Origin of the sequence: Streptomyces lienomycini (assembly GCF_027947595.1) — a bacterium.
In the GTDB taxonomy this organism is placed as follows: Bacteria; Actinomycetota; Actinomycetes; order Streptomycetales; family Streptomycetaceae; genus Streptomyces; species Streptomyces lienomycini.
This window is the reverse complement of sequence record NZ_CP116257.1, coordinates 2,149,554-2,172,371: the sequence shown is the minus strand read 5'-3', so window position 1 is coordinate 2,172,371 and position 22,818 is coordinate 2,149,554. Positions and strand designations below refer to the sequence as shown.

The window sequence follows — 22,818 nt, the reverse complement described above, 5'->3', positions numbered from 1 at the left end:
CCCTTGAAAGAAATCGGTTCCAGGCCGTGTCCACGGCCGGCCGCGGTGGTACGCCGCAGGGGTCCGTCCCCGGAGAGCTGTCTCTCCGGGGACGGACCCTGCGTACGACGGGTGAAGCGGCGGCAGCGGGCGTCAGCGGAAGGTGCCCTGCGACACCGAACCGGCGATCCGCCGCTGGAAGACGCAGTACACGAGGAGTACGGGCACCACCGTGATCACGATCGCCGCGAACAGCGCACCGTAGTCGATGTCGTAGACCTGCGAGGACGCGTAGGCGGCCATGCCCTGGGTGAGGACCCACTTGTCCTGGTCGGTGTTGAGCGCCACCGGCAGCAGGAACTGGTTCCACAGGCCCAGGAAGTTGAAGATCGCCACCGCCGCCATGCCCGGACGGGCCATCGGCAGCATCACCTGGAAGAACGCCCGCCAGTCCCCGGCACCGTCGATCAGCGCGGCCTCGTACACGTCGTGCGGCAGCGACCGGAAGAACGAGTAGAGGAAGAACATCGTGAACGGCAGCGCGAACGCGACATAGGTGAGGATCAGTCCGGGACGTGTGTTGAGCAGCCCGAAGTTCTGCAACTGGAAGAAGAGCGGAACGATCGCCAGGAAAACCGGGAAAGTCAGGCCGGCGAGCATCACGTAGTAGATCAGCCGGCGTCCGGGGAACTCGAACCGGGCGAGAACGTAGGCGCACATCGCGCCGAGCAGCATCACCAGGATCAGTGCCGAGACCACGACGATCACGGAATTCAGGAAGTACTTCCCGATGTTCGCGTCGGTCCACGCGTTCGCGTAGTTCTCGAAGCGCCAGTGGTCCGGCAGCGAGAACGGCGACGAAAGGATCTCGCCGGTCGATTTGAACGACGACACCAGCACCCACAGCATGGGCACGATCACGATCACGGACCACAGGATCAGCAGGGCGTGCGAGATCGCCGCGAATCTGCGGTCGCTGCTCGCGGCGGCCCTCGCCAGCTTGCGGTCACTCGCCGGTCTCCGGTCACTGGCCGGCTTGCGGTCGGCGGCGATGACGCTCACCGGGCACCTCCCTTGGCTGCGGCACGCCGAGCCCTGGACCCAGGTGCTTTCCTCTTGCTCTCGCCCTCGCCGCCGCCCGTGAGGCGGTTGACGAGGAACACCAGCGCCGCGAACACCAGGGTGACGGCGGCGAGGACGACGCCCATCGCGGTGGCGTAGCCGAACTGCTGCTTGGCGAAAGCGACGCTGAACAGACGCTGGCTGATCGTCAGGGTCGAGTTGTCCGGGCCGCCGTTCGGCACCATCGCCTGGACGTAGACGAACGCGTCGAGGGCGGCGATGCCCAGGTAGATGTACGCCGTCTGCACGCTGTCCCGGATCGCCGGCAGGGTGATCGAGATCGTGGTGCGCAACCGGCCGGCCCCGTCGATCTTCGCCGCCTCGTACAACTCGCCGGGAACGCCCTTGATCGCGGCGATGAAGAGCACCGCGTAGAACCCGACGAGCCCCCAGACGATGACGAACATCACGGCCGGCATCGCGGCGGCCTTCTCGCCCAGCCACGCGAACGTGTCGAACTGGTCGAGGCCGAGGCCGGTGAGGACGCCGTTGAGCAGGCCGGCGTTCGGGTCGTACATCTGCGCCCAGATCAGACCGACGATGATCGCCGGCACGACGTAGGGGAAGAACGAGATGATCCGGTAGAACGACGCTCCCCGGATCCCTCGGACGGGGCCCTTGCTGGGCCCGCCCAGGGTGATGGCCACGGCGACCCCGAGGGCCAGCGTCAGCGTCACCAGCGGCACGAAGGCCGCGAGGAGTGCGACGTTGCGCAAGGCCTTCAGGAAGATGTCGTCCTGGAACATCTTCGTGAAGTTGTCGAAGCCGACGAAGTTGTAGTCCGGGCTGAAGCCGCGCCAGTCGGTCATCGCCCAGAAGATGGCCTGGCCGAACGGGATCAGAACGAAGATCACGAAGATGGCCAGCGGGACACCGAGGAACGCGAGGAAGAACGTCACCCGGTCGAACGTGAGCTTGCGGCGCCGTGGCCGCCCGCCGCGAGCGGCCGGCTCGGGCCGGCGGCTCGCGGCGTCGGAGGTGGTGATGTTGTCTTTCATCGCCGTACTAGCTGATCTTGATCTTGTCGATGGAGTCGTCTTCCTGGACCTTGTCGGAGATCTTCTGCAGGGCCGCGGTGAGGCCCTTGCGGTCGAGGTCACCGGAGAGGAACGAGTTCCACGGCACCAGCTGGTCGGTGTTCATGCCGTATGCCTCGACGAACCGCCTCATGTCGTAGATGTTGTCGCCCGCGGCCTCGAGCATCTGCGTCTGGGAGACGAGGGCGGCCGATCCGAAGCCGTCGGCGGGCACGGTGCCCTTGACCACCGTCGGGGCCAGCTTTGTCTTGGAGAAGTTGGCGGCCGCCTTCTCGGACAGCATCGCCCGCAGCACTTCCTTGCCGCCGGCCGGGTTCTTGCCCTGCTTGGGCACGATGAACGGCTCTCCCGCTGCGGCGTGGAGCGACTCGTAGGGCAGCTTCGGCTTGTCCGTGAGCGTCATCTCCGGGAACCCGGTCATCTGGAAGTCCGTCTTGGTGGCCTTCTTCATCTCGTTCTCGATCCAGCCACCGGACGGGTAGAGCAGCGCCTTCTGGTCGTTGCTCCAGATCGCCTGCGCCTTCTGGAACTGGGTGCCGGAGCCGCCGGGGACGAACATCTTCTCCTTGATCATGGTCTCCATGACCTTGAGGACGCCCTGAATGGCCGGATGCGACCAGGCGTTCTTCTCGAGGTTGCCGAGAGCGAGCCGGACCTCGTCACCGCCCTCCTTGATCGCTGAGGCGAACAGCATCGTCTGGTAGTAGGTCGCGGCTTCCTTGCCGTGGACGAAGAGGTACTTGCCCTTCCTCTTCGCCTGCTGGCCGAGGTCGAGCGCCTCGTCCCAGGTCTTCGGCGGGGTCCAGTTGTTCTCCTCGAAGAGCGTCTTCGAGTACCAGACGCCGTACACCGTCATCACGTACCGGAGTGAGACGAACTTGCCGTTGTACGTTCCGGGTTCCTTGACGCCGGGGTAGACGATGTCGGCGATCTTCTTGCCCTCGTAGGTGTTGGCCTCGAAGAGGTCGTCGAGCTCCTCCAGCTGGTCGAGGATGCCGAGGAAGCCGATCTGGTCCTCACCGGAGTTGTCGATGAGGTCCGGCGGGTTGCCGCCGACGAAGCGGGGCTGGAGCTGGGGTGCGATGTCGACGACCGGCTTGACCTGGACCTTGAGTCCCTTGACGTTGCTGCCGAGCACCTGGTTGGTGTAGTCGACGTAGTCGGTGCCGTAGCCGCCGTCGAAGATGGCCGCTTCGACCGAGGAGTTCGCGGCGACGCCGAACGGGTTGTTGGCGCTCTTCTCGCCCTTCGGGCCGCCGTCGCTGTCCTTGTTCTCGCTGGAGGGGGAGCTGCACGCGACCGCGAACGAGCCCATCGCCGCGGTGGCGATGGCACCGCGCAGGAGCGTCCGCCTGTCAAGAGAGCCGGCACGAATGGTCATCTTTGCATCCTCACTGATCGATTGGTTCTGTCCGGGTGTGCTGCGTCTGCGGCGTTGTCGCCGTCGTCTCGGAGCCGCGGTGCGGCGCCGATGATCAGCTGAGCGATGCCGGCACAACAGTCGCCGGGGCCGGAGCGGCGGTCGCGCTCCGCCTGATCAGATCGTGATGGCCCACGCCGGTGGTGGATCCCATGCTCAAGTCCTCGCCTTCTCCAGGACTCAGGCGGTGAACCGGATCATCCCCGGCACCGCGATCGGGTCAAGCTGGGTCGTGCAGGAAATGCGGCCGTACAAGGTCGGGTGCGGTGAAGATGCCCCGGAGTGCCGACAGGTATAGTCCACTTTCGCTTGGCGGAGCAAGATCGAATGCAAGGTTGGCCATACGTCTTTTCCGAGTTGAGACCTCCCGGAAATATGAATGGACTGTGCACCGCATGCCGGAGGAATCCCTGCCATAAGCCCCGAAGGCCACATCCAACACCCTTGACATCACTTGTCACTTGACCCCTACTGGTCCTTGCGCAGTTGATTTGACAACGTTGTCCCCAGCGCAGGGAGGGTGGCCAGGACATGCGATACAGAGTTCGGCACAGATGGGGTCCGGCGGTCGTGATGACGACCGCCTTCGCCGTGGCGGTGGGCTCACAGGGGGCGGCGGTCGCGCTGCCGGACGCGCCCGCGAAGACCGACCGGGAGTTCGCGTCGTCGTTCGAGTCGGACGACCCGGTTCCGGACTGGGTCGACACCGTGGACACCGGCCGCGACGGCCGCAAGCGGTCCTCCGGCGTGGACGGCGGCTACAGCACCGGCATTCCGGGCAATGTCACCGAGAACGTCACGGGCGTACGGGCCAGCGCCGAGAACACGGGCGGCGGGGAGGTGAAGGAGAACCTCGTCGACAACGAGCCGAGCACCAAGTGGCTGACCTTCGCGCCGACCGGCTGGCTCGAGTTCGACCTGGACGCGCCGACGGAGATCGCCAAGTACGCGCTCACGTCGGCCAACGACCACGACGAACGCGACCCGAAGAACTGGACATTGAAGGGCTCGGCCGACGGCGAGAACTGGCAGACGCTGGACACCCGCTCCGGGGAGTCCTTCGGCGAGCGTTTCCAGACCAAGACGTACGAACTCGCCGAAACCGCCGAGTTCCAGCACTTCCGGCTGGAGATCACCGGGAACAACGGGGCGGGCGACGCGCTCCAGCTCGCCGACGTGCAGCTGGCCACCAGCGACACCGAGGTCCCCACCCCCGAGGACATGCTCTCCTCCGTCGACGAGGGCCCGAAGGGCTCGCCCACCGCGAAGGCGGACGCGGGCTTCACCGGCACGCACGCGCTGCGCTACGCGGGCCGCCACACGGCGGACGGCCGGGCCTACTCGTACAACAAGGTCTTCGACGTCGACGTGAAGGTCGACCGGCGCACCGAGCTGTCGTACAAGGTCTTCCCGTCGATGGCGGACGGCGACCTCGACTACGACGCCACGAACGTCTCCGTCGACCTCGCCTTCACCGACGGCACCTACCTGAGCGACCTCAGGGCCACCGACCAGCACGGCTTCCCGCTGACGCCGCGCGGTCAGGGCGACGCCAAGATCCTCTACGTCAACCAGTGGAACAGCGTGAGGTCCGGGATCGGTTCGGTCGCGGCCGGCAAGACCGTCGACCGGATCCTGCTGGCGTACGACTCCCCCAAGGGTCCGGCGAAGTTCCGCGGCTGGCTGGACGACGTGGAGATCGGGCGGGCCGCGCCCGAACGCCCCGAGGCCCACCTCTCGGACTACGCGCTCACCACCCGCGGCACCAACTCCAGCGGCAGCTTCTCGCGCGGCAACAACTTCCCCGCGACCGCCGTGCCGCACGGCTTCAACTTCTGGACGCCGGTGACCAACGCCGGGACGGACAGCTGGCTCTACGAGTACGCGCGCGGCAACAACGACGACAACCTGCCCACCCTCCAGGCGTTCGCCGCGAGCCACGAGCCGAGCCCGTGGATGGGCGACCGGCAGACCTTCCAGGTGATGCCGTCGGCCGCCTCCGGCACCCCGGACACCGGCCGGGACGCCCGCGAGCTGGCCTTCCGGCACGAGAACGAGACCGCCAAGCCCTACTACTACGGAGTGCGGTTCGAGAACGGCCTCAAGGCCGAGATGGCGCCCACCGACCACGCGGCGATGATGCGCTTCACCTACCCCGGTGACGACGCGAGCGTGATCTTCGACAACGTCGAGGACAAGGGCGGGCTGACCCTGGACAAGGAGAACGGCACCTTCAGCGGCTACTCGGACGTCAAGTCCGGCGGCTCCGCGGGAGCCACCCGCCTCTTCGTCTACGGCGAGTTCGACAGCAGGGTCACCGGCGGCGACGCGAGCGGCGTCAAGGGGCACCTGACCTTCGACGCCGGCCGGGACCGCGCCGTGACGATGCGCATCGCCACCTCGCTGATCGGCGTCGACCAGGCGAAGGACAACCTGCGCCAGGAGATCCCGAAGCACGCCTCCTTCGACAAGGTCAAGCGGAACGCCCAGAAGGCGTGGGACAGGATCCTCGGCAAGGTCGAGGTCGAGGGCGCCACGCGGGACCAGCTGACCACGCTGTACTCCAGCCTCTACCGGCTGTACCTGTACCCGAACGCGGGCCACGAGAAGGTCGACGGGACGTACAAGTACGCCTCCCCGTTCTCCAAGGCGGCCAAGGAGAACACGCCGACCGAGACCGGCGCCAAGATCGTGGACGGCAAGGTCTACGTCAACAACGGCTTCTGGGACACGTACCGGACCACCTGGCCCGCGTACTCCTTCCTCACCCCCTCCCAGGCCGGTGAGATGGTCGACGGCTTCGTGCAGCACTACAAGGACGGCGGCTGGACCTCGCGCTGGTCCTCCCCGGGCTACGCGGACCTGATGACCGGCACCTCCTCGGACGTGGCGTTCGCCGACGCCTACGTCAAGGGCGTCGACTTCGACGCGAAGGCGGCCTACGACGCGGCCGTCAAGAACGCCACCGTCGTGCCCCCGTCCTCGGGCGTGGGCCGCAAGGGCATGGCGACCTCGCCGTTCCTCGGCTACACCAGCACCGAGACGCACGAGGGCATGTCGTGGGCGCTGGAGGGCTACCTCAACGACTACGGCATCGCGAAGATGGGCGAGAAGCTCTACAAGGAGACCGGCGAGAAGCGGTACAAGGAGGAGTCGGCCTACTTCCTGAACCGCGCCCAGGACTACGTCAACATGTTCGACGCCCAGGCCGGCTTCTTCCAGGGCAGGGACGCCCGGGGCAACTGGCGCGTCGACTCCGACAAGTACGACCCCCGTGTGTGGGGTTACGACTACACCGAGACCAACGGCTGGGGCTACGCCTTCACCGCCCCGCAGGACAGCCGCGGCCTCGCCAACCTGTACGGCGGCCGGGACGGACTCGGCGACAAGCTCGACGAGTACCTCTCCACCCCGGAGACGGCCTCCCCGGAACTGAAGGGTTCCTACAACGGTGTCATCCACGAGATGACCGAGGCGCGGGACGTCCGGATGGGCATGTACGGGCACTCCAACCAGGTCGCCCACCACGCCCTGTACATGTACGACGCGGCCGGGCAGCCGTACAAGACGCAGAAGAACATCCGCGAGGTGCTCCAGCGCCTGTACACCGGCAGCGACATCGGCCAGGGCTACCACGGTGACGAGGACAACGGCGAGCAGTCGGCCTGGTTCCTCTTCTCCTCGCTCGGCTTCTACCCGCTGGTGATGGGCAGTGGCGAGTACGCCGTCGGGTCCCCGCTGTTCACCAAGGCGACGGTGCACCTGGAGAACGGCCGCAAGCTGGTCGTCAAGGCGCCGAAGAACAGCACGAAGAACGTCTACGTGCAGGGTCTGAAGGTCAACGGCAAGCGCTGGAACTCCACTTCGCTCCCCCACTCGCTGATCTCGAAGGGCGGCGTCCTGGAGTTCGACATGGGCGCGAAGCCGTCCTCGTGGGGCACCGGCGAGAACGCGGCGCCCCCGTCGATCACCAAGGACGACGAGGTGCCGACCCCGCGCAGCGACGCGATCACGGGCGAGGGTGCCCTGTTCGACGACACGTCGGCGACGGACGCGAGCGTGACGTCGGTGGACCTGCCGGTGTCCGCCGAGGGCGCGAAGGCGGTCCAGTACACGCTCACCTCGTCGGCGGACCGCACGAAGGCGCCGACCGGCTGGAAGCTCCAGGGCTCGGCCGACGGCACGACCTGGCGGACGCTGGACGAACGTTCCGGCGAGTCCTTCGCCTGGGACCGCCAGACGCGGGCGTTCTCGGTGGGGTCGCCGGGCTCGTACGCGAAGTACCGGCTGGTCCTGGACGGCGAGCACACGCTGGCGGAGGTGGAGCTGCTGGCGTAGGCGGCCGGTCCCTTCGGCACACGGCTGAGGGCCGCACCCCCCGCGAGACAGGGGGTGCGGCCCTCAGCCGTTGTGCAGCGCGTCTACTCGCTGATCGGACTACTTCCGGATCAGGCTGCGCAGCACGTACTGCAGGATGCCGCCGTTGCGGTAGTAGTCCGCCTCACCCGGGGTGTCGATGCGGACGACCGCGTCGAACTCGACGCCGGTGTCGGTGGTGACCTTCACCGTGCGCGGGGTGGTGCCGTCGTTCAGCTCGGTCACGCCGGAGACGGAGAAGGACTCCTCGCCGGTCAGGCCGAGGGACTCGGCGGTGCGGCCCTCCGGGAACTGCAGCGGCAGGACGCCCATGCCGATGAGGTTCGAGCGGTGGATGCGCTCGTAGGACTCGGCGATGACGGCCTTGACGCCGAGCAGCGCGGTGCCCTTGGCGGCCCAGTCGCGGGACGAGCCGGAGCCGTACTCCTTGCCGGCCAGGACGACGAGCGGGATGCCCTGCTCGATGTAGTTGCGGGACGCGTCGTAGATGAACGACACCGGCCCGTCCGCCTGGGTGAAGTCGCGGGTGTAGCCGCCCTCGGTGCCCGGCGCGATCTGGTTGCGCAGGCGGATGTTGGCGAAGGTGCCGCGGATCATGATCTCGTGGTTGCCGCGGCGCGAGCCGTAGCTGTTGAAGTCGCGGCGCTCGACGCCGTGCTCCGTCAGGTACTTGCCGGCCGGGGTGTCGGCCTTGATGGCACCGGCCGGGGAGATGTGGTCGGTGGTGACCGAGTCGCCCAGCTTGGCGAGCACCCGGGCGCCGGAGATGTCCTCGACCGGGGCCGGCTCCATGCCCATGCCCTCGAAGTACGGGGGCTTGCGCACGTAGGTGGACTCGGCGTCCCACTCGAAGGTGTCGCCGGTCGGGATGGACAGCGCCTGCCACTGGGCGTCGCCCGCGAAGACGTCGCTGTAGGACTTGGAGAACATGTCCTCGCCGATGGCGTTGGCGACGACGTCGTTCACCTCGGCCTCGGAGGGCCAGATGTCCTTGAGGAAGACCGGGTTGCCGTCCTGGTCGGTGCCCAGGGCGTCCTTGGTGACGTCGACCTTCATGGAGCCCGCGAGGGCGTAGGCGACGACCAGCGGCGGGGACGCCAGGTAGTTCATCTTGACGTCGGGGTTGATCCGGCCCTCGAAGTTGCGGTTGCCGGAGAGCACCGAGGTGACGGCGAGGTCGTGGTCGTTGACGGCCTTGGAGACCTCCTCCGGCAGCGGGCCGGAGTTGCCGATGCAGGTGGTGCAGCCGTAGCCGACGAGGTTGAAGCCGACCTTGTCGAGGTAGGGGGTCAGGCCCGCCTTCTCGAAGTAGTCGGTGACGACCTTGGAGCCCGGGGCGAGGGTGGTCTTGACCCACGGCTTGCGGGTCAGTCCCTTCTCGACCGCCTTCTTGGCGACCAGGGCGGCGGCGACCATGACGTACGGGTTGGAGGTGTTGGTGCAGGACGTGATGGCCGCGACCGTCACCGCACCGTGGTCCAGCTCGTACGAGGTGCCGTCGGGGGCGGTCACACGGACCGGGTTGGACGGGGCGCCGTTCGGGGTGACGGCCGGGGAGTCGGAGGCCGGGAAGGACTCCTTGCCCGCCTCGTCCACGACGTCCACGTAGTTGAGGACGTCCGACTTGAACTGCTGGGCGGCGTTCGCGAGGACGATGCGGTCCTGCGGGCGCTTCGGGCCGGCGATGGAGGGGACGACCGTGGAGAGGTCCAGCTCCAGCTTCTCGGAGAAGTCCGGCTCGGCCTTCGGGTCCAGCCAGAGGCCCTGCTCCTTGGCATACGTCTCGACGAGCGCGACCTGCTGCTCGCTGCGGCCGGTCAGGCGCATGTAGTTCAGCGTCTCGTCGTCGATCGGGAAGATCGCGGCGGTGGAACCGAACTCCGGCGACATGTTGCCGATGGTGGCGCGGTTGGCGAGGCTCGTGGCCGCGACGCCCTCGCCGTAGAACTCGACGAACTTGCCGACGACACCGTGCTTGCGCAGCATCTCGGTGATGGTCAGCACCAGGTCGGTGGCGGTGGTGCCGGGGGTCAGCTCACCGGTCAGCTTGAAGCCGACGACGCGCGGGATGAGCATGGAGACCGGCTGGCCGAGCATCGCGGCCTCGGCCTCGATGCCGCCGACGCCCCAGCCGAGGACGCCGAGGCCGTTGACCATGGTGGTGTGCGAGTCGGTGCCGACCAGGGTGTCGGGGTAGGCCTTGCCGTCCCGGGTCATGACGACGCGGGCCAGGTGCTCGATGTTCACCTGGTGGACGATGCCGGTGCCGGGCGGGACGACCTTGAAGTCGTCGAAGGCGGTCTGGCCCCAGCGCAGGAACTGGTAGCGCTCGCGGTTGCGGCCGTACTCCAGGTCGACGTTCTGCTTGAACGCGTCGTTGGTGCCGAACTTGTCGGCGATGACGGAGTGGTCGATGACCATCTCGGCCGGGGAGAGCGGGTTGATCTTGTTCGCGTCGCCGCCGAGCTCCTTGACGGCCTCACGCATGGTGGCGAGGTCGACGACGCAGGGCACGCCGGTGAAGTCCTGCATGATCACGCGGGCCGGCGTGAACTGGATCTCCTGCGACGGCTGGGCCTGCGAGTCCCAGCCGCCGAGGGCGCGGATGTGGTCGGCGGTGATGTTCGCGCCGTCCTCGGTGCGGAGCAGGTTCTCCAGCAGCACCTTCAGGCTGTAGGGAAGGCGCGCGGAGCCCTCGACCTTGTCCAGCCGGAAGATCTCGTACGACTCGTCGCCCACCTGCAGTGTGCTGCGGGCGTCGAAGCTGTTCGCCGACACGACAGTCTCCTTCATTTATGTGCGCGTACCACCGCATCCTGCCGCCACGCCGCCCTGGCAGATCCGCTGAGGTAAGGCTAAGTTAGGTAACCCTTACCAGGGTGGCGGCTGCGGTGCGCCTCGGCAGATATCTCGATGTCGAGATAACTCTAGTACATGGGGGCGCTCCGGTCATGTCCGGGCGCCATGTGGCGTGCGCCCCACCCCGAGTGACCCGTGCGGCCATCACTACGCCGAACGGGGGTATCCGATGCCTGCCGGGCAGTCCCGGCACGACCCGGAAGGGGGCACGATGCCGCTCACGTTCCGCAAGAGTTTCCGAATCCTCCCCGGAGTGCGGCTGAACATCAACAAGCGTTCCTGGTCCCTCACGACCGGCGGCGGGAACGGCCCGCGGCACACCCGCAGCAGCACCGGACGCCGTACGACATCGATGGATTTGCCGGGACCTTTCGGATGGCGCCGCACCACGACGGCCAAGCGCCGCTGAGGTGCCACCGGGGGTTCCTTGACGTCACGTCACCCGAACGGACCCCCCGAGAGGCGTGATCTCATATCTGAGATAGCCTCAACCTCATGGCAGACGACTACCTCGTACGCATCGGCAAGCTCATCCGTGACGCCCGGCAGCACCGCGGCTGGACGCAGTCACAGCTCGCGGAGGCGCTCAACACCAGCCAGAGCGCCGTCAACCGCATCGAGCGCGGCAACCAGAACATCAGCCTTGAGATGATCGCCCGGATCGGCGAAGCGCTGGACAGCGAGATCGTCTCCCTGGGCTACTCGGGCCCGATGCACCTGCGTGTGGTCGGCGGCCGTCGCCTCTCCGGTGCCATCGACGTCAAGACCAGCAAGAACGCCTGCGTGGCCCTGCTGTGCGCCTCGCTGCTCAACAAGGGGCGCACGGTGCTGCGCCGGGTCGCCCGCATCGAGGAGGTCTACCGCCTCCTGGAGGTGCTCAACTCCATCGGCGTACGCACCCGTTGGATCAACGACGGCACCGACCTGGAGATCGTGCCGCCGGCCGAGCTGGACATGGAGGCCATCGACGCCGAGGCCGCCGTCCGCACCCGCTCCATCATCATGTTCCTGGGCCCACTGCTGCACCGCATGGACCGCTTCCGGCTGCCCTACGCCGGCGGCTGCGACCTCGGCACCCGGACCATCGAGCCGCACATGATCGCGCTGCGCCGCTTCGGCCTGGACGTCGCCGCGACCGAGGGGCACTACCACGCGGTGGTCGACCGCACCGTCCGCCCGAACCGCCCCATCGTCCTGACCGAACGGGGCGACACGGTCACGGAGAACGCCCTCCTGGCGGCCGCCCGCCACGACGGCGTCACCGTCATCCGCAACGCCTCCTCCAACTACATGGTCCAGGACCTGTGCTTCTTCCTCGAAGCCCTGGGCGTGCGCGTCGAAGGCATCGGCACCACCACCCTCACCGTGCACGGCATGCCGGTCATCGACGCCGACGTCGACTACTCCCCCTCCGAGGACCCGGTCGAGGCGATGAGCCTGCTGGCCGCCGCCGTGGTCACGGAGTCGGAACTGACGGTGCGCCGGGTCCCGATCGAGTTCCTGGAGATCGAGCTGGCGGTCCTGGAGGAGATGGGCCTCGACCACGACCGCACCCCGGAGTACTTCGCCGACAACGGCCGCACCCGCCTGGTGGACCTCACCGTCCGCCCCTCCAAGCTCGAAGCGCCGATCGACAAGATCCACCCCATGCCCTTCCCGGGCCTGAACATCGACAACGTCCCCTTCTTCGCGGCCATCGCGGCCTCGGCGCAGGGCCAGACCCTCATCCACGACTGGGTCTACGACAACCGCGCCATCTACCTCACCGACCTGAACCGCCTCGGCGGCCGCCTCCAGCTCCTGGACCCCCACCGCGTCCTCGTCGAGGGCCCCACCCGCTGGCGCGCGGCCGAGATGATGTGCCCGCCCGCCCTGCGCCCCGCCGTGGTCGTCCTCCTCGCGATGATGGCGGCCGAGGGCACGTCGGTACTGCGCAACGTCTACGTCATCAACCGCGGCTACGAGGACCTCGCGGAGCGGCTGAACTCGATCGGGGCGCAGATCGAGATCTTCCGGGACATCTGAGAGCTTTAAGAAGTCGTCGCGCGAAACCCCTCTTGACTTGCGCAGATGCGAGCCAGGAGGGGACTCGGCTTCGCCTGTGGGACTTCTCGGGGACATTTAGGCCAGACCGAGCAAGGGCGGACGCGGTCGCCGAGGACATCGCGCATACGCAAGCCATACCCCAGTGTATGGGCCTGTTACCGCACCACCCTGGACGAGGGGTAGCACGACGATCCACCCCGCTACCTCAACCAGGCCCTGCTCCCGGAACTGAGGCCCGTGCTCCGCACCCTCGTCGGCCGCAGCTGTGCGCAATATGGGCTGCACACGCGGCCCTGGCGGATGTGATCGCGCCCACTCACGATTGTCCGGAACACGGGTACATGCACCGCGACTCAACGGCGAGTGGCCCGCCTCGCGCCTCTCACAACGGTGACGAACTCCTCCAAGCACGGACGAGAGCGCTTCCGTCAGGAAGAATTCCTCGTACCTGCCGGAACAGAATGCGCATCACGCCCAGCGCCAAGATGGCCCCGCACCCCACGGCTATCCATCCCATTGAGTCGCCTCCTCGCGTCGGACACCAGAGTCTCCGCGCAGAGGGGGAAAGTCTGTACCGCCGGTGGTACTTTTCGCGTTCTCGAGCCTCGGTCCCGTAGCATCACTGTCTACATCGGAGATCGAAGTCAGCCTCATATAGCAGGCTTTTTGTGATCTCCGGATCCAGGGCCTCGGCCAGACACCTGGACGTAGCCGCAGCAACTGCGCTCGGTCCAGTGTCCGCTTCAGGTATCGCTTCGGGGCGGGAGCAGCGGCGCCAGGAAGCGACTCGGTTCTCCGTGCCAGGTGATGGCCAGGGCGTCACGGGCGCGGGTGGCCGCGACGAAAAGCAGCGAGCGCGCCCGGTGCAGCTCTCGCCGATGGCGGCTCGGGTCGGTGTGCTCCCACGTGTCCACGGAGGCGCGGGGGACGAGGCCCTCGGCCACCCCGGCGATGATCAGGCAGCGGTACTCCAGTCCCTTGAAGCGGTACATGGTGCCGATGTGGACGCCCTGATCGCCGCGCGGCCCGTCCTGTGTGATCTCGGTCGGGCTGATGCCGCGCCGGGCGAGGCGTTCGGCAAGCTGGGTGACCATGTCGTTGGTCGGGACGCAGATCGCCGTGGACTCACGGGGCACGTCGCGCCAGGCCCGCAGCTGTTCCACGACGAGGTCCATCTCCTCGTCCCAGCTCCGCGCACCGCGCAACGACGGAGCCGGGCCGTGCAGGACCGAGCGGTACCCAGCGAGGGTGTCGCTGTCACCGTCCAGGTCGTCGTAGTCGGCGTCGCCCAGCACCCGGATCGAGTCGCGAAGGATCTCCCGGGTCGTGCGATAGCTGAGGGTCAGCCGGGAGGACCGGCCACGGATGTGGACACCGAGGCTGCCGAGGGTGACCTGGTTGTCGTAGATCCGCTGGTGCGTGTCGCCCACGAGGAAGATGTCGTCGGCCTCGGACGGCGCCATGGCACGCAGCATCTTCCAGTGGGCGGCGCTGAGGTCCTGGGCCTCGTCGACCACGATGTGCCGGTACCGGTGGCGCAGCCGGGCTCCGGACCCGGCCTCGACGTGGAGGTTGTCCAGGCCGCCCCGGTCCTCGCGCTCCTGTGACCGCTCGTCGATCCTGGCCTTGCGGGTCATCTCCAGCCGCGCCGCCCGTTCGGCGACCTGGCGGTGGGTCTCCAGCCCCTTGGTCTCCAGCCGTTGCGTGAAGCGTTCGGCGAGTTGCCAGATGCCGGCGCGCTCGGCGCGGGTGACGCTGCGCCCCCTGCCGGCGCGCCGGACGGTGAAGTAGTCGCTCCGGGAGGCCACGGCCTGGCCGAGGATGACCTGGTTCCATTCGTCGCTGAGGAACTCGGCGCTCCAGCGGGTCTCTCCCGCCTCCACCAGCAGGTCTCGCCACTCGCGGAGCGCCGCCGTGTCGTCGATGCGCCGCTTGGCGTTGCCCGGGTCGGCCTCGCTGACGATGCGGGTGGCGAGTTGGTCGACGTGTGCGATGTCGACCCTGGCCAGTACGTCGGGTCCGCCGAGGGAGAGGAGCCGGGAGCGGAGGTCGGCGGCAAGGTTCCGGTTGAACGTGGTGAACAGGACGGGCTTGGTGTGGCCGGGCGGGAGCTGTCGCACCAGATGGCAGACACGGTGGAGGGCGACGATGGTCTTGCCCGTTCCCGGGCCGCCACCGACCCGGGCCGGGCCGGAGTAGCGCCGGTGGACCAGCTTCTCCTGGGTGGGGTGGAGGAAGATCTTCCAGCGCCCGAAGTCGCCCTCCTCCAGGATGCTCTGCAGGAATTCGTCGTCGGTGATCGCCACGGTCTGTGAGCGGTCGACGGCTGCCTGCCAGTCGGCGGAGTCGAGGTTGCGCTCCGGCTCTTCGACCGCGACGGGCGCGGTGACCTCGTCCATGACCGTTTCGTAGGAAGCACCGTCGCGCAGCCGGAGGAGGACCTCCCCGGTGTGGCGGGGTGCGTACTCGGCGAGGCCGAGCAGTTCGTCGTCCGTGGTGAGTTTCCGGACGATGGGGATGAGCGGTTCGGCGACGCCGAGATCGGCGAGCTGCTCGTCGGTGTAAGCCTCGAAGAGGGGTTCTTCCGGCTCCTCCAGCCCTTCCGGCTCCTCCGACGGCTTTGGACGGGCCGGTTCCGCAGCGGGCACGGGCGTCGGAGCCGGGACCGGAGCGGCGGGCGGGGTGAGTCCGCGGCGCAGCACGCTCTCCTCGACGACCTGGAGGTCGACGTATTCGATGGCGCCGGTGATGTGGTTGATGCCGTAGTTGAGCCGGTCCAGGTTCTTGTGGACGTGGCTGCGGTGCTTGACCGAGACGAGCAGCCAGTCGTCGCCGCCGAGGCGGATCATCAGGGCCCGCCACTCGCGGTTGACGCGTGCCGACCAGAGACGGTCGTGGCCTTCCAGCTGCTTGAGGTCGAAGCCGCCGGCGTCGGGGTTGCGGCGGAAGTCGTGCTGGAACTTGTAGAACGCCCCGAGGACTGCGCGGTCCAGTTTGACGATCTCCTTGTCGGCCTTGTCCAGTAGGCGCAGCGTCACGCCCGTCCTCGGCACGCCGGTGACCGTCATCGCTCGTTCTCCTCGTGGTGGTGCGTTGCTCTGTCCGCGTCCCGGCCGGCCAGGGCGGCGAGTGCGTCGACGTCCCATTCCGCCGCGGTACGGACCTGCCAGCCCGCGTCCCGGTAGGCCCGGTCCCGTTGTTCGGCATCGATGTCGCGTCGGGTGGCGGGGTCCGGCCGGTGCGCGAGGACGATGCCCACGCGGGGGCCGGGCCAGGCGAGTTCGGCGGGCCAGGCGGCCGTTCCCAGTTCGTAGCCGGCCTCCGGGGCGGGCAGGCCCCGGTCGGCGAGCGCCCTGGCGAGGGCGGGCAGGCCCGGCTCGTCGACGAGGTACTCGATGACTTCGTCCCAGGCGGGGTCGCGCACGGCGGCCGGAGCCTCCTCGGCGCCCTGCCCCTCCGCGACCGGCTGCCGCCCGAGGGCCGACTGCGATCCGACGGTCGGCTGCCGTCCATCCGGAACAGGTTCCTGCCGGTGCTGCCGTGAGCTGAGCCATCCGGCGCCGCCGGTGACCGCCAGCTCGGCCGGGTCGAACGCGGGGAGCATGCCGGTCGTGAGCTGGACCCCGTCGCCCTCCCCGGCGTCGAGGAACTGAAGCAGGTTGCTCCAGTAGAGCCAAGCCTGCCAGCGTCTGCGGTGGGCGGTCTCGTCGGCGTCGACCGTGTCCGTGCTGTCGTCGAGGACGGTCAGTGCCGTCCAGGCTGCCGCGCTCTGGCCCCCGCGCAGGTCGAGCGCGATGGCGAGAGGGCACCCCGAGGCGTCCCGCGTCGCCATGACCTGGACGGCGCCCTGTCCCTGCGCCAACCGGTGACCGTGCAGCGCCTCGCTGATCCTGAGCCCGGTCTCCTTGCCTGCGGCCAGGGCCCTGCTGGTCGCCGACACGGCGGCGAAGCCCGCGAGGGCGCTCTGGGTGCGGCGCCGCCAGACGTCGGGGTCGGGGTCGGTCAGGTAGCCGATCAGCGTCTCGACCGGGTTGGCCCACACCAGCCTCGGCAGGTCGCGGGTGTCTCCGGCGTGCATGCGCCGGTGGACGTCCATGGCCGTCTTCTGCGCGGTGTTCGGGTACGGCTTCCACGGGGGGTCGGCCCGGAGCGTGGTCCGGCCGGTCCAGGTCTGTACGTCGTCCCAGGTGAGCTGGAAGACCTGCCAGCCTTCCGCGCGCAGCCGGGTGCGCTTGACGGCGTCGGCCTCGGCGGTGAGGTGCTCGGGGCTCGCGTGGTAGCGGTAGCCGTCGAGGTAGACGGCGACCCGGCGGTCGTCGTCGGTGCTGCGGAAGACCACGTCCGGCCGGGTGAAGTCGAGCGGGGTCTGGGTTTCCATCTGCCAGCCGCGGACGGTGCCGTCGGGTGCCGTGAAGCGCAGTGTCGTGTCCCGGGTGCCGTCGGCCGTGAGAGCGGTGCGGACGCTGACGTCGTCCACCCGCTCGGCCCATTCGAGCAGCCCGCGCCGGAAGAGTGCCTCCAGCTCGCTCTCCACCTGGTGCACCAGGGTGATGTCTCGGGTGGTGGCGACCGGTCCGACGCTCCAGTGGTCCGCGGTGCGGCCGAAGAGGTCGCCGAGCATGTCGAGGGCGTGCTCGCGGGAGACGAGTTCGTACTCGCCGTCGGTGACGTGCCGCAACAGGCAGCGGTGGCACGCGGACCGGCCCTGGCCCACGCACACGCACGTCTCGATCACCTGCCGGGCGTCGTCCAGGACACCCTTGAGACCGTCCCGGCCGGCGAGGCGGTGCAGGTAGCCGGTGCCGCCGGGGAGCGTGTCGTACAGGACGAGGAAGTGGCGGCGGAGCGGGGTCTCACCGCGTTCCTCGGGCATGGAGTCGGTGACGACCGCGAGGTGGTCGGGGTCGCCGCCGTAGCTGCGGGCGATGCCGGCCAGCAGCAGCGCCTTGAAGGACGCGAGCCGTTCCCGGGTGTGCGCGGTGACGGCGGGGATGAGGACGCGCAGTGCGTCGGTGCGCAGTTCGTGGGCGAGCAGCACCCGCTCGCCGCGTCGTACGGCGTCGGCTCCGGCGCGCCGTCTGGGACACCACGGCCGGTGGTACTTGGCGTGTGCCGACGCGTCACCGGCGTCGTGCGCGGCGGGTCCGCCGTCCGGGTCGGCGTAGCCGCAGGCGTCGCAGACCCAGAAGGGGTTGAGGCGGACCTCCTGTCCGGCGAAGGTGGTGTCCGCGCCGCCGTCCACGCGGGCGGCGCCGACGTTGAGATGCCGGACGTGCGCCTGCCGGGTGAACTCCCAGCCGAAGGTGGCGTGTTCGTGCTTCCAGGCCTGTTCGATGTCGTCGGCGTCGATGTCGACGGCGGGAACGACGGTGTAGTGGCGCCGCTCCCGTTCGTCGCTGTCGTCGCGGACACGGACGTCGTCGCGTTCGTCCCGGGAGGTGACGCGGCGCGGCACGAGCACCTTGTGCAGGCAGCCGACGTCGCCGATGGCCGCGGACCGGCAGCGAGGGCAGGGGGACGCGTCGTCCTCGGCGAGGTGGGTGCGGACGTGGCCGCAGTCGGGGCACACGCGCCACCAGAGCCAGGCCGGGCGGCCGGGCCCGCCGATGTCCACTCCGGTGACGCGGTGCTTGTAGCCCTGGACGTAGTAGTGGTTGCCGGGCGCGAACTCGGTGAGGGCGAGGCGGGCGGGGCGGCTGTGGCGGAGGGTCTTGCTGTGGTTCTCGCGGCCGCCGTCGGCGGTCTTCTCGGTCCAGGTGAGGGTGGCCTCCAGCTCGGTGGCCGAGTCGATGAGGCTGTAGTTCGGCAGCAGGCCGAGGTCGACCAGGGCGCCGTGCGCGGTGGTGCGGCTGATCTCCCGGGAGATGCGGCCCACCTCGCGCCGCTCGGCCCGCAACTCGCGCCCCTGCCGTGCGTGGTCGGGGTCGCCGGCGACGAGCAGCCCGTGCGCCCGGTCGATGGCCTCGGTGCGGCGCTGGAGGTCCGCGCGGCGCTCCTCCCAGCGCCTGCACGCGGCGACCAGAGCGCCGGCCAGTCCCTCCTCGCCGGGGTCGGTGGCGTAGGCGGTGAGGGCGGTACGGGCCTGCGGGCTGACGCCCGTGCCGCGGCTCTCCTCGTACGGAGGGAACAGGTCCAGGAAGCCCCGGACGAGTCGTTCGCCGTCGGCCAGCGCGGCCTCGCTGAAGTCGGCCTGCCAGGCAGAGGCGCCGAACAGTTCTGTGGCCCGCCCGGGCAGCGGGCGCAGCGGTGTCCCGTCGGGGGCGGTCAGCCGTCCGGCGCCGGCGAGGTCGAGGAGGTGGGCAAGGTACTGGCGGCGCAGGATCTCGGCCGCGGACAGGTAGCAGCCGGGCGGCCGAACCTCCCCGGCGATCATGAGGCGGGGTTCTTCGAGGTAGTAGCGGTCGCGCGGCCCCCGGTCGACCATGGTGAGCAGGTAGGCGTTGCCGGTGGAGCGGCCCGCGCGGCCCACCCGCTGGATGTAGTTGGCCGGTCCCTTGGGCAGCGAGGCGAGGACGACCGCCGAGAGGTCGCCGATGTCGATGCCGAGTTCGAGGGTGGGGGTGCAGGACAGCACCTGCGGGTTGGCGTAGTGGACGCGGGTGCCGTCGCGGAAGGCCTTCTCGACCGCCTCGCGCCGGGCGCGGCTGAGGGTGCCGGTGTGTTCGGCGGTGTTGATGGTGAAGACGCCGGCCTCGCGGTACATGCGCCGGTAGAAGTCGTCGGTGTAGTCCCGTTGCCTCAGTCCGCTGTCCAGGTCGCGGCCGGTGCCGAGAGTGCCGCCGCAGCGGTAGCGGGGGCAGGGCTGACCGTGCCACTGGCCGGCCAGGTCGGGGTGGATGGTCTGTTCCCAGAAGCAGCGCGGGCAGTGCGCGGTGGCGTCAGGCAGCGTGTCGTCGGCGAGTCTGCGCACCCGGATGTGGCCGGGCTGGAGTCCGTAGACGCGGGTGGCGCCGTCGAGCGCGGTGCGCGCGGAGACGACACCGATCTCGGCGAGCGCGGGCAGCAGCCGGCTCAGGAACGTGGCGGCGGCCTCCGGGCGCAGGCCCAGGGAGCGTACGGCCCAGTCCTGGTACCAGCCGAGCCGTCCGGTGAGGACGTCGAAGTCCTCGCTGCCCTGCTTGGGGCTGCCCAGCAGGAAGGCGGGCGCGGAGACCCCCCGGGGGAAGGCGGGCATCCCGTTCTCGCGTCCGCCCCAGATCGCCCATCGACGGACCCCGGCCTGGTCCAGCCAGAGGTCCAGCCAGGCGTGCCGGACGGCTCCCCGGATGCGCATGCGCTCCAACAGGCCCCGGACGAAGCCGATATGCCGGTCGTATCCGGGCACGGACCCGTCGGGCAGGGCGATTTCTCCCGGCGTGGTGAGCAGTGTCTCCCGTACGAGTTCCGCCACAGCGTCGGGGTCCTGGAGGGGCACGTCGGCGGCGACGGTGCGGGTCAGTTCCAGGGTGCGGCCCTGCCTGGAGCGCAGGCCGAACTCCATCACGGTGGCGAACGCCAGGCGTTGTGCGATCAGTTCCCAGGTGGGCCGGGAGCCGCGGCTGCGGCCGGAGAGCAGCGTGTCCACACCCCTGACCAGGTGCAGGTCGGGCGGGATGACGGCGGCCTGTACGGCCTTGCTGTCGACGACGTCCGCGATCAGGTCGGCGGCCAGGTCGTTCAGCGTGATCGGCTCGTCCTCATCGATACGGCTGGCGAGCAGGGCACGGAGCGAGAAGGTGTACGAGCGGCTGGCGACGTATCCGGCGCGGTGGGCGGCGTCCTGTACGGAGTCGTTGAAGAGGAGGGTCTTGTCCTCCCCCAGGTTCTTGTCGAGTTCGCCGCCGGTGAAGAGCTGGGTGACGGCGGCGGCGGCGAGCGCGGCGAGGCCGGTGCCGAGGTAGCGGACGGAGTTGAAGGTGCGGCAGGCGGGGCACTGGTCGCGTTCGGCGGCCCGGTCGCCGTCGAGGTCGGCGTGGACGAACGCGGCGTTGTGGAGGGTGCGTGGCCGGCGCGGTCCCTCGCCGTCCGTCGGGGCGGTGAAGTCGGCGTCGGGTGACAGGGGCCGAAGCCGCCCGCCGTGGCCCTCCAGCACCATGACGGATGGGCCGCCGCGCCGACGCTCCGCCCCCGCCCCGAAGGCGGCCTCGTGCACCTCTCGCGGAGTCGCGGCGATCATGTTGCGCACCCGACGCTTGTCCCGGCCGACGGAGGCGCGGCGGATCTTCGTGGCGTTCAGTTCGAGCTCGGCGGGGTCTACCTCGGGCGAGTACGCGGCCCAGCCGGAGCGTCCGCACTCGCGGCAGAACACGGCCGGCAGAAAAACCTCGGCGGGCGGCGGCGCGCTGTCGTCGGCCGGTACGGCGGCCTGCTCGGCGGCGTCGAGGGGTACGGCGGGTCCCTCCCCGTCGTACGGGGACGGCCGGGCGGCCGGGCCGGGGACCTTGCGGGTCAGCGCACCGCCGGAGGTCACCCGTTCGTCGTCCCAGCGGAACTCGGCGCGGGCCGCACTGATGCCCCGCAGCACACGGGAGACCGAGCGTACCCAGTGGTGGATCTCGATGGACAGCAGCGGCCGTCCGGGGTGGTCCGGGTCTCGGGCGTACGACAGGAGGGCGATGTACCGGGCCAGGCCCTGGGCGGCGACACGCGGCTGCTGCTGTACGGCCATGCCCCAGTGGTAGGCGTAGCGGGGCAGGACCTCGGTGATCTCGGAGATCGTCCTGGGCGTGCCGTCGAGGATCTCCAGGACGGCGGCGGTCAGCCGGTGCCGGCGCAGCACGGCCCCGAGGTCCTCCGGGCTCGGCCCGCTCAGCCCGGAGAAGGCGGTGACGAGGTCGTCCATCGCGCCCGGGTCGCGGGTGGGGTCGCCGAGTCCGGCGACCTCGTGGGGCGAGGGGAACGGCAGGCTGAAGTCGCTCTCGCCGGTGAAGTCCCTGGTGGAGCGCCGGTCCTCCCCGACGACCGCGTCGGGCGGGAACGGCACACCGAAGACCTGCTCGGCGACTTCCAGCATGCCGGGGCCGCTGCCGGGGCGGGCCGCCGGGCCCCCCGCACCGCTGTCGGTGGCGCCGGTGCCGTTCTCGCCGAGGGTGGCCGACGTGGCGACGGGGCAGACCGGCCCCAGTGGCCGTCCGGGTTCGGCGAGCCCGGTGACCGAGCCGAGGCGGCGCAGCAGCATGGCGACGTCCGTGCCCTGGGCGCCGTCGTAGGTGTGGAACTCGTCGAGGACGACGTAGGCGAGCGCCGAGTCCTGCCACAGCCGCTGGTCCTCGGGCCGTTGCAGGAGCAGGTCGAGCATCTTGTAGTTGGTGATCAGGATGTCCGGCATGGTCCGCCGGATCTCGTCCCGGTCCACGGTGATCGCCGGATTGGCCTGCTTGAACTCCTGGGACGGCCGGTCCCCGATGTAGAGCCCGGCGCCCACCCCGGCGTCCCGCAGCCGGGTGTCCTTCGGGTCGTTCAGCCGCTCGCCGATGCGGTGGGCCTGGTCGGTGGCCAGGGCGTTCATCGGGTAGAGCAGGATCGCCTTGACGCCCTTCCGCCCGGCCAGCCGCTGGCGGTAGCAGTGGTCGAGGATCGGGACCAGGAACGACTCGGTCTTGCCGGATCCGGTGCCGGTGGTGACGAGGGTGGGCCGGGCCGGGCCGTGCAGGGTCGACAGCCGCTCCCAGGCGGCTTCCTGGTGCCGGTACGGGGTCAGCTCGGGGTGCCAGGTCAGATGCCGCTTCCAGTCCGTGCCCACGGCGGTGCGGAAGGGGGTGCGGACGCGGAGGTAGGGGCCGCGGAAGATGCCGTCCTCGGGGTCGCCGAGGAAGTTCTCCAGGGCGCGGCGGGTGCTCTCGTCGGCCAGCGCGTACGTCGTCGCGAGGTACTGGCTCAGGCTGGCCCGTACCTGGTCGGCGGCGAGGGTGGGACGCACGCGCGGTCCTCCTTGGTGCTGGTGGGGCCGGTGAGCGGCCGGTCAGGGGCCTACGTTAGCCGGGGCGGCCGGGCGGGCTC

Annotated in this window: 9 protein-coding genes; 3 read left to right on the top strand and 6 right to left on the bottom strand. The window is 69.4% G+C overall.

All coding sequences use genetic code 11. From position 1 onward, the window contains the following. Nucleotides 1–132 precede the first annotated feature (132 nt). From BJ961_RS09885 to ngcE, 3 genes are read right to left on the bottom strand one after another with little or no spacing between them, the layout of a single operon-like run. Entirely contained in the window at nucleotides 133–1,041 is a 909-nt protein-coding gene (locus BJ961_RS09885) for a carbohydrate ABC transporter permease (protein ID WP_271320943.1), read from the bottom strand. Next, a complete protein-coding gene (locus BJ961_RS09880) occupies nucleotides 1,038–2,099 on the bottom strand; it encodes a carbohydrate ABC transporter permease (RefSeq protein WP_271320942.1) in 1,062 nt (353 codons plus the stop codon). The genes BJ961_RS09885 and BJ961_RS09880 overlap by 4 nt, the downstream gene beginning before the upstream one ends. A 7-nt stretch (nucleotides 2,100–2,106) precedes the next feature. Beyond that, complete coding sequence (ngcE, locus tag BJ961_RS09875) at nucleotides 2,107–3,519, bottom strand: N-acetylglucosamine/diacetylchitobiose ABC transporter substrate-binding protein (protein WP_271320941.1); 1,413 nt, start codon at nucleotides 3,517–3,519, stop codon at nucleotides 2,107–2,109. A gap of 570 nt (nucleotides 3,520–4,089) precedes the next feature. Here ngcE and BJ961_RS09870 point away from each other — a divergent pair. Continuing rightward, a complete protein-coding gene (locus tag BJ961_RS09870; protein WP_271320940.1) occupies nucleotides 4,090–7,896 on the top strand; it encodes a GH92 family glycosyl hydrolase in 3,807 nt (1,268 codons plus the stop codon). A gap of 99 nt (nucleotides 7,897–7,995) precedes the next feature. On the opposite strand, the gene acnA is transcribed toward BJ961_RS09870, so the two are convergent. Then, nucleotides 7,996–10,713, bottom strand: coding sequence for an aconitate hydratase AcnA (gene acnA / locus BJ961_RS09865; RefSeq protein ID WP_271320939.1), 2,718 nt, complete (start codon nucleotides 10,711–10,713; stop codon nucleotides 7,996–7,998). A 292-nt stretch (nucleotides 10,714–11,005) separates the two neighbouring features. Here acnA and BJ961_RS09860 point away from each other — a divergent pair, with 292 nt between their 5' ends. Beyond that, nucleotides 11,006–11,203 carry a DUF4236 domain-containing protein gene (locus BJ961_RS09860; protein WP_271320938.1) on the top strand — a complete coding sequence of 66 codons (198 nt, stop codon included), beginning with the start codon at nucleotides 11,006–11,008 and terminating at the stop codon, nucleotides 11,201–11,203. An 86-nt stretch (nucleotides 11,204–11,289) separates the two neighbouring features. Continuing rightward, on the top strand, nucleotides 11,290–12,819 hold the full coding sequence (locus BJ961_RS09855; RefSeq protein WP_271320937.1) for a helix-turn-helix domain-containing protein: 1,530 nt from the start codon (nucleotides 11,290–11,292) through the stop codon (nucleotides 12,817–12,819). Between the two features lie 764 nt (nucleotides 12,820–13,583). Here the strand turns inward: BJ961_RS09855 and BJ961_RS09850 are convergent. Next, a complete protein-coding gene (locus BJ961_RS09850; RefSeq protein ID WP_271320936.1) occupies nucleotides 13,584–15,908 on the bottom strand; it encodes a UvrD-helicase domain-containing protein in 2,325 nt (774 codons plus the stop codon). Beyond that, entirely contained in the window at nucleotides 15,905–22,738 is a 6,834-nt protein-coding gene (locus tag BJ961_RS09845) for a DEAD/DEAH box helicase (protein ID WP_271320935.1), read from the bottom strand. The genes BJ961_RS09850 and BJ961_RS09845 overlap by 4 nt, the downstream gene beginning before the upstream one ends. Nucleotides 22,739–22,818 lie beyond the last annotated feature (80 nt).

Excerpts from the sequence above, each read along its gene's own strand:
- BJ961_RS09870 (WP_271320940.1), top strand. The coding sequence starts at position 4,090 with ATGCGATACAGAGTTCGGCACAGATGGGGTCCGGCGGTCGTGATGACG.
- BJ961_RS09850 (WP_271320936.1), bottom strand. The coding sequence starts at position 15,908 with ATGACGGTCACCGGCGTGCCGAGGACGGGCGTGACGCTGCGCCTACTG.
- BJ961_RS09855 (WP_271320937.1), top strand. The coding sequence starts at position 11,290 with ATGGCAGACGACTACCTCGTACGCATCGGCAAGCTCATCCGTGACGCC.
- BJ961_RS09860 (WP_271320938.1), top strand. The coding sequence starts at position 11,006 with ATGCCGCTCACGTTCCGCAAGAGTTTCCGAATCCTCCCCGGAGTGCGG.
- BJ961_RS09880 (WP_271320942.1), bottom strand. The coding sequence starts at position 2,099 with ATGAAAGACAACATCACCACCTCCGACGCCGCGAGCCGCCGGCCCGAG.
- ngcE (WP_271320941.1), bottom strand. The coding sequence starts at position 3,519 with ATGACCATTCGTGCCGGCTCTCTTGACAGGCGGACGCTCCTGCGCGGT.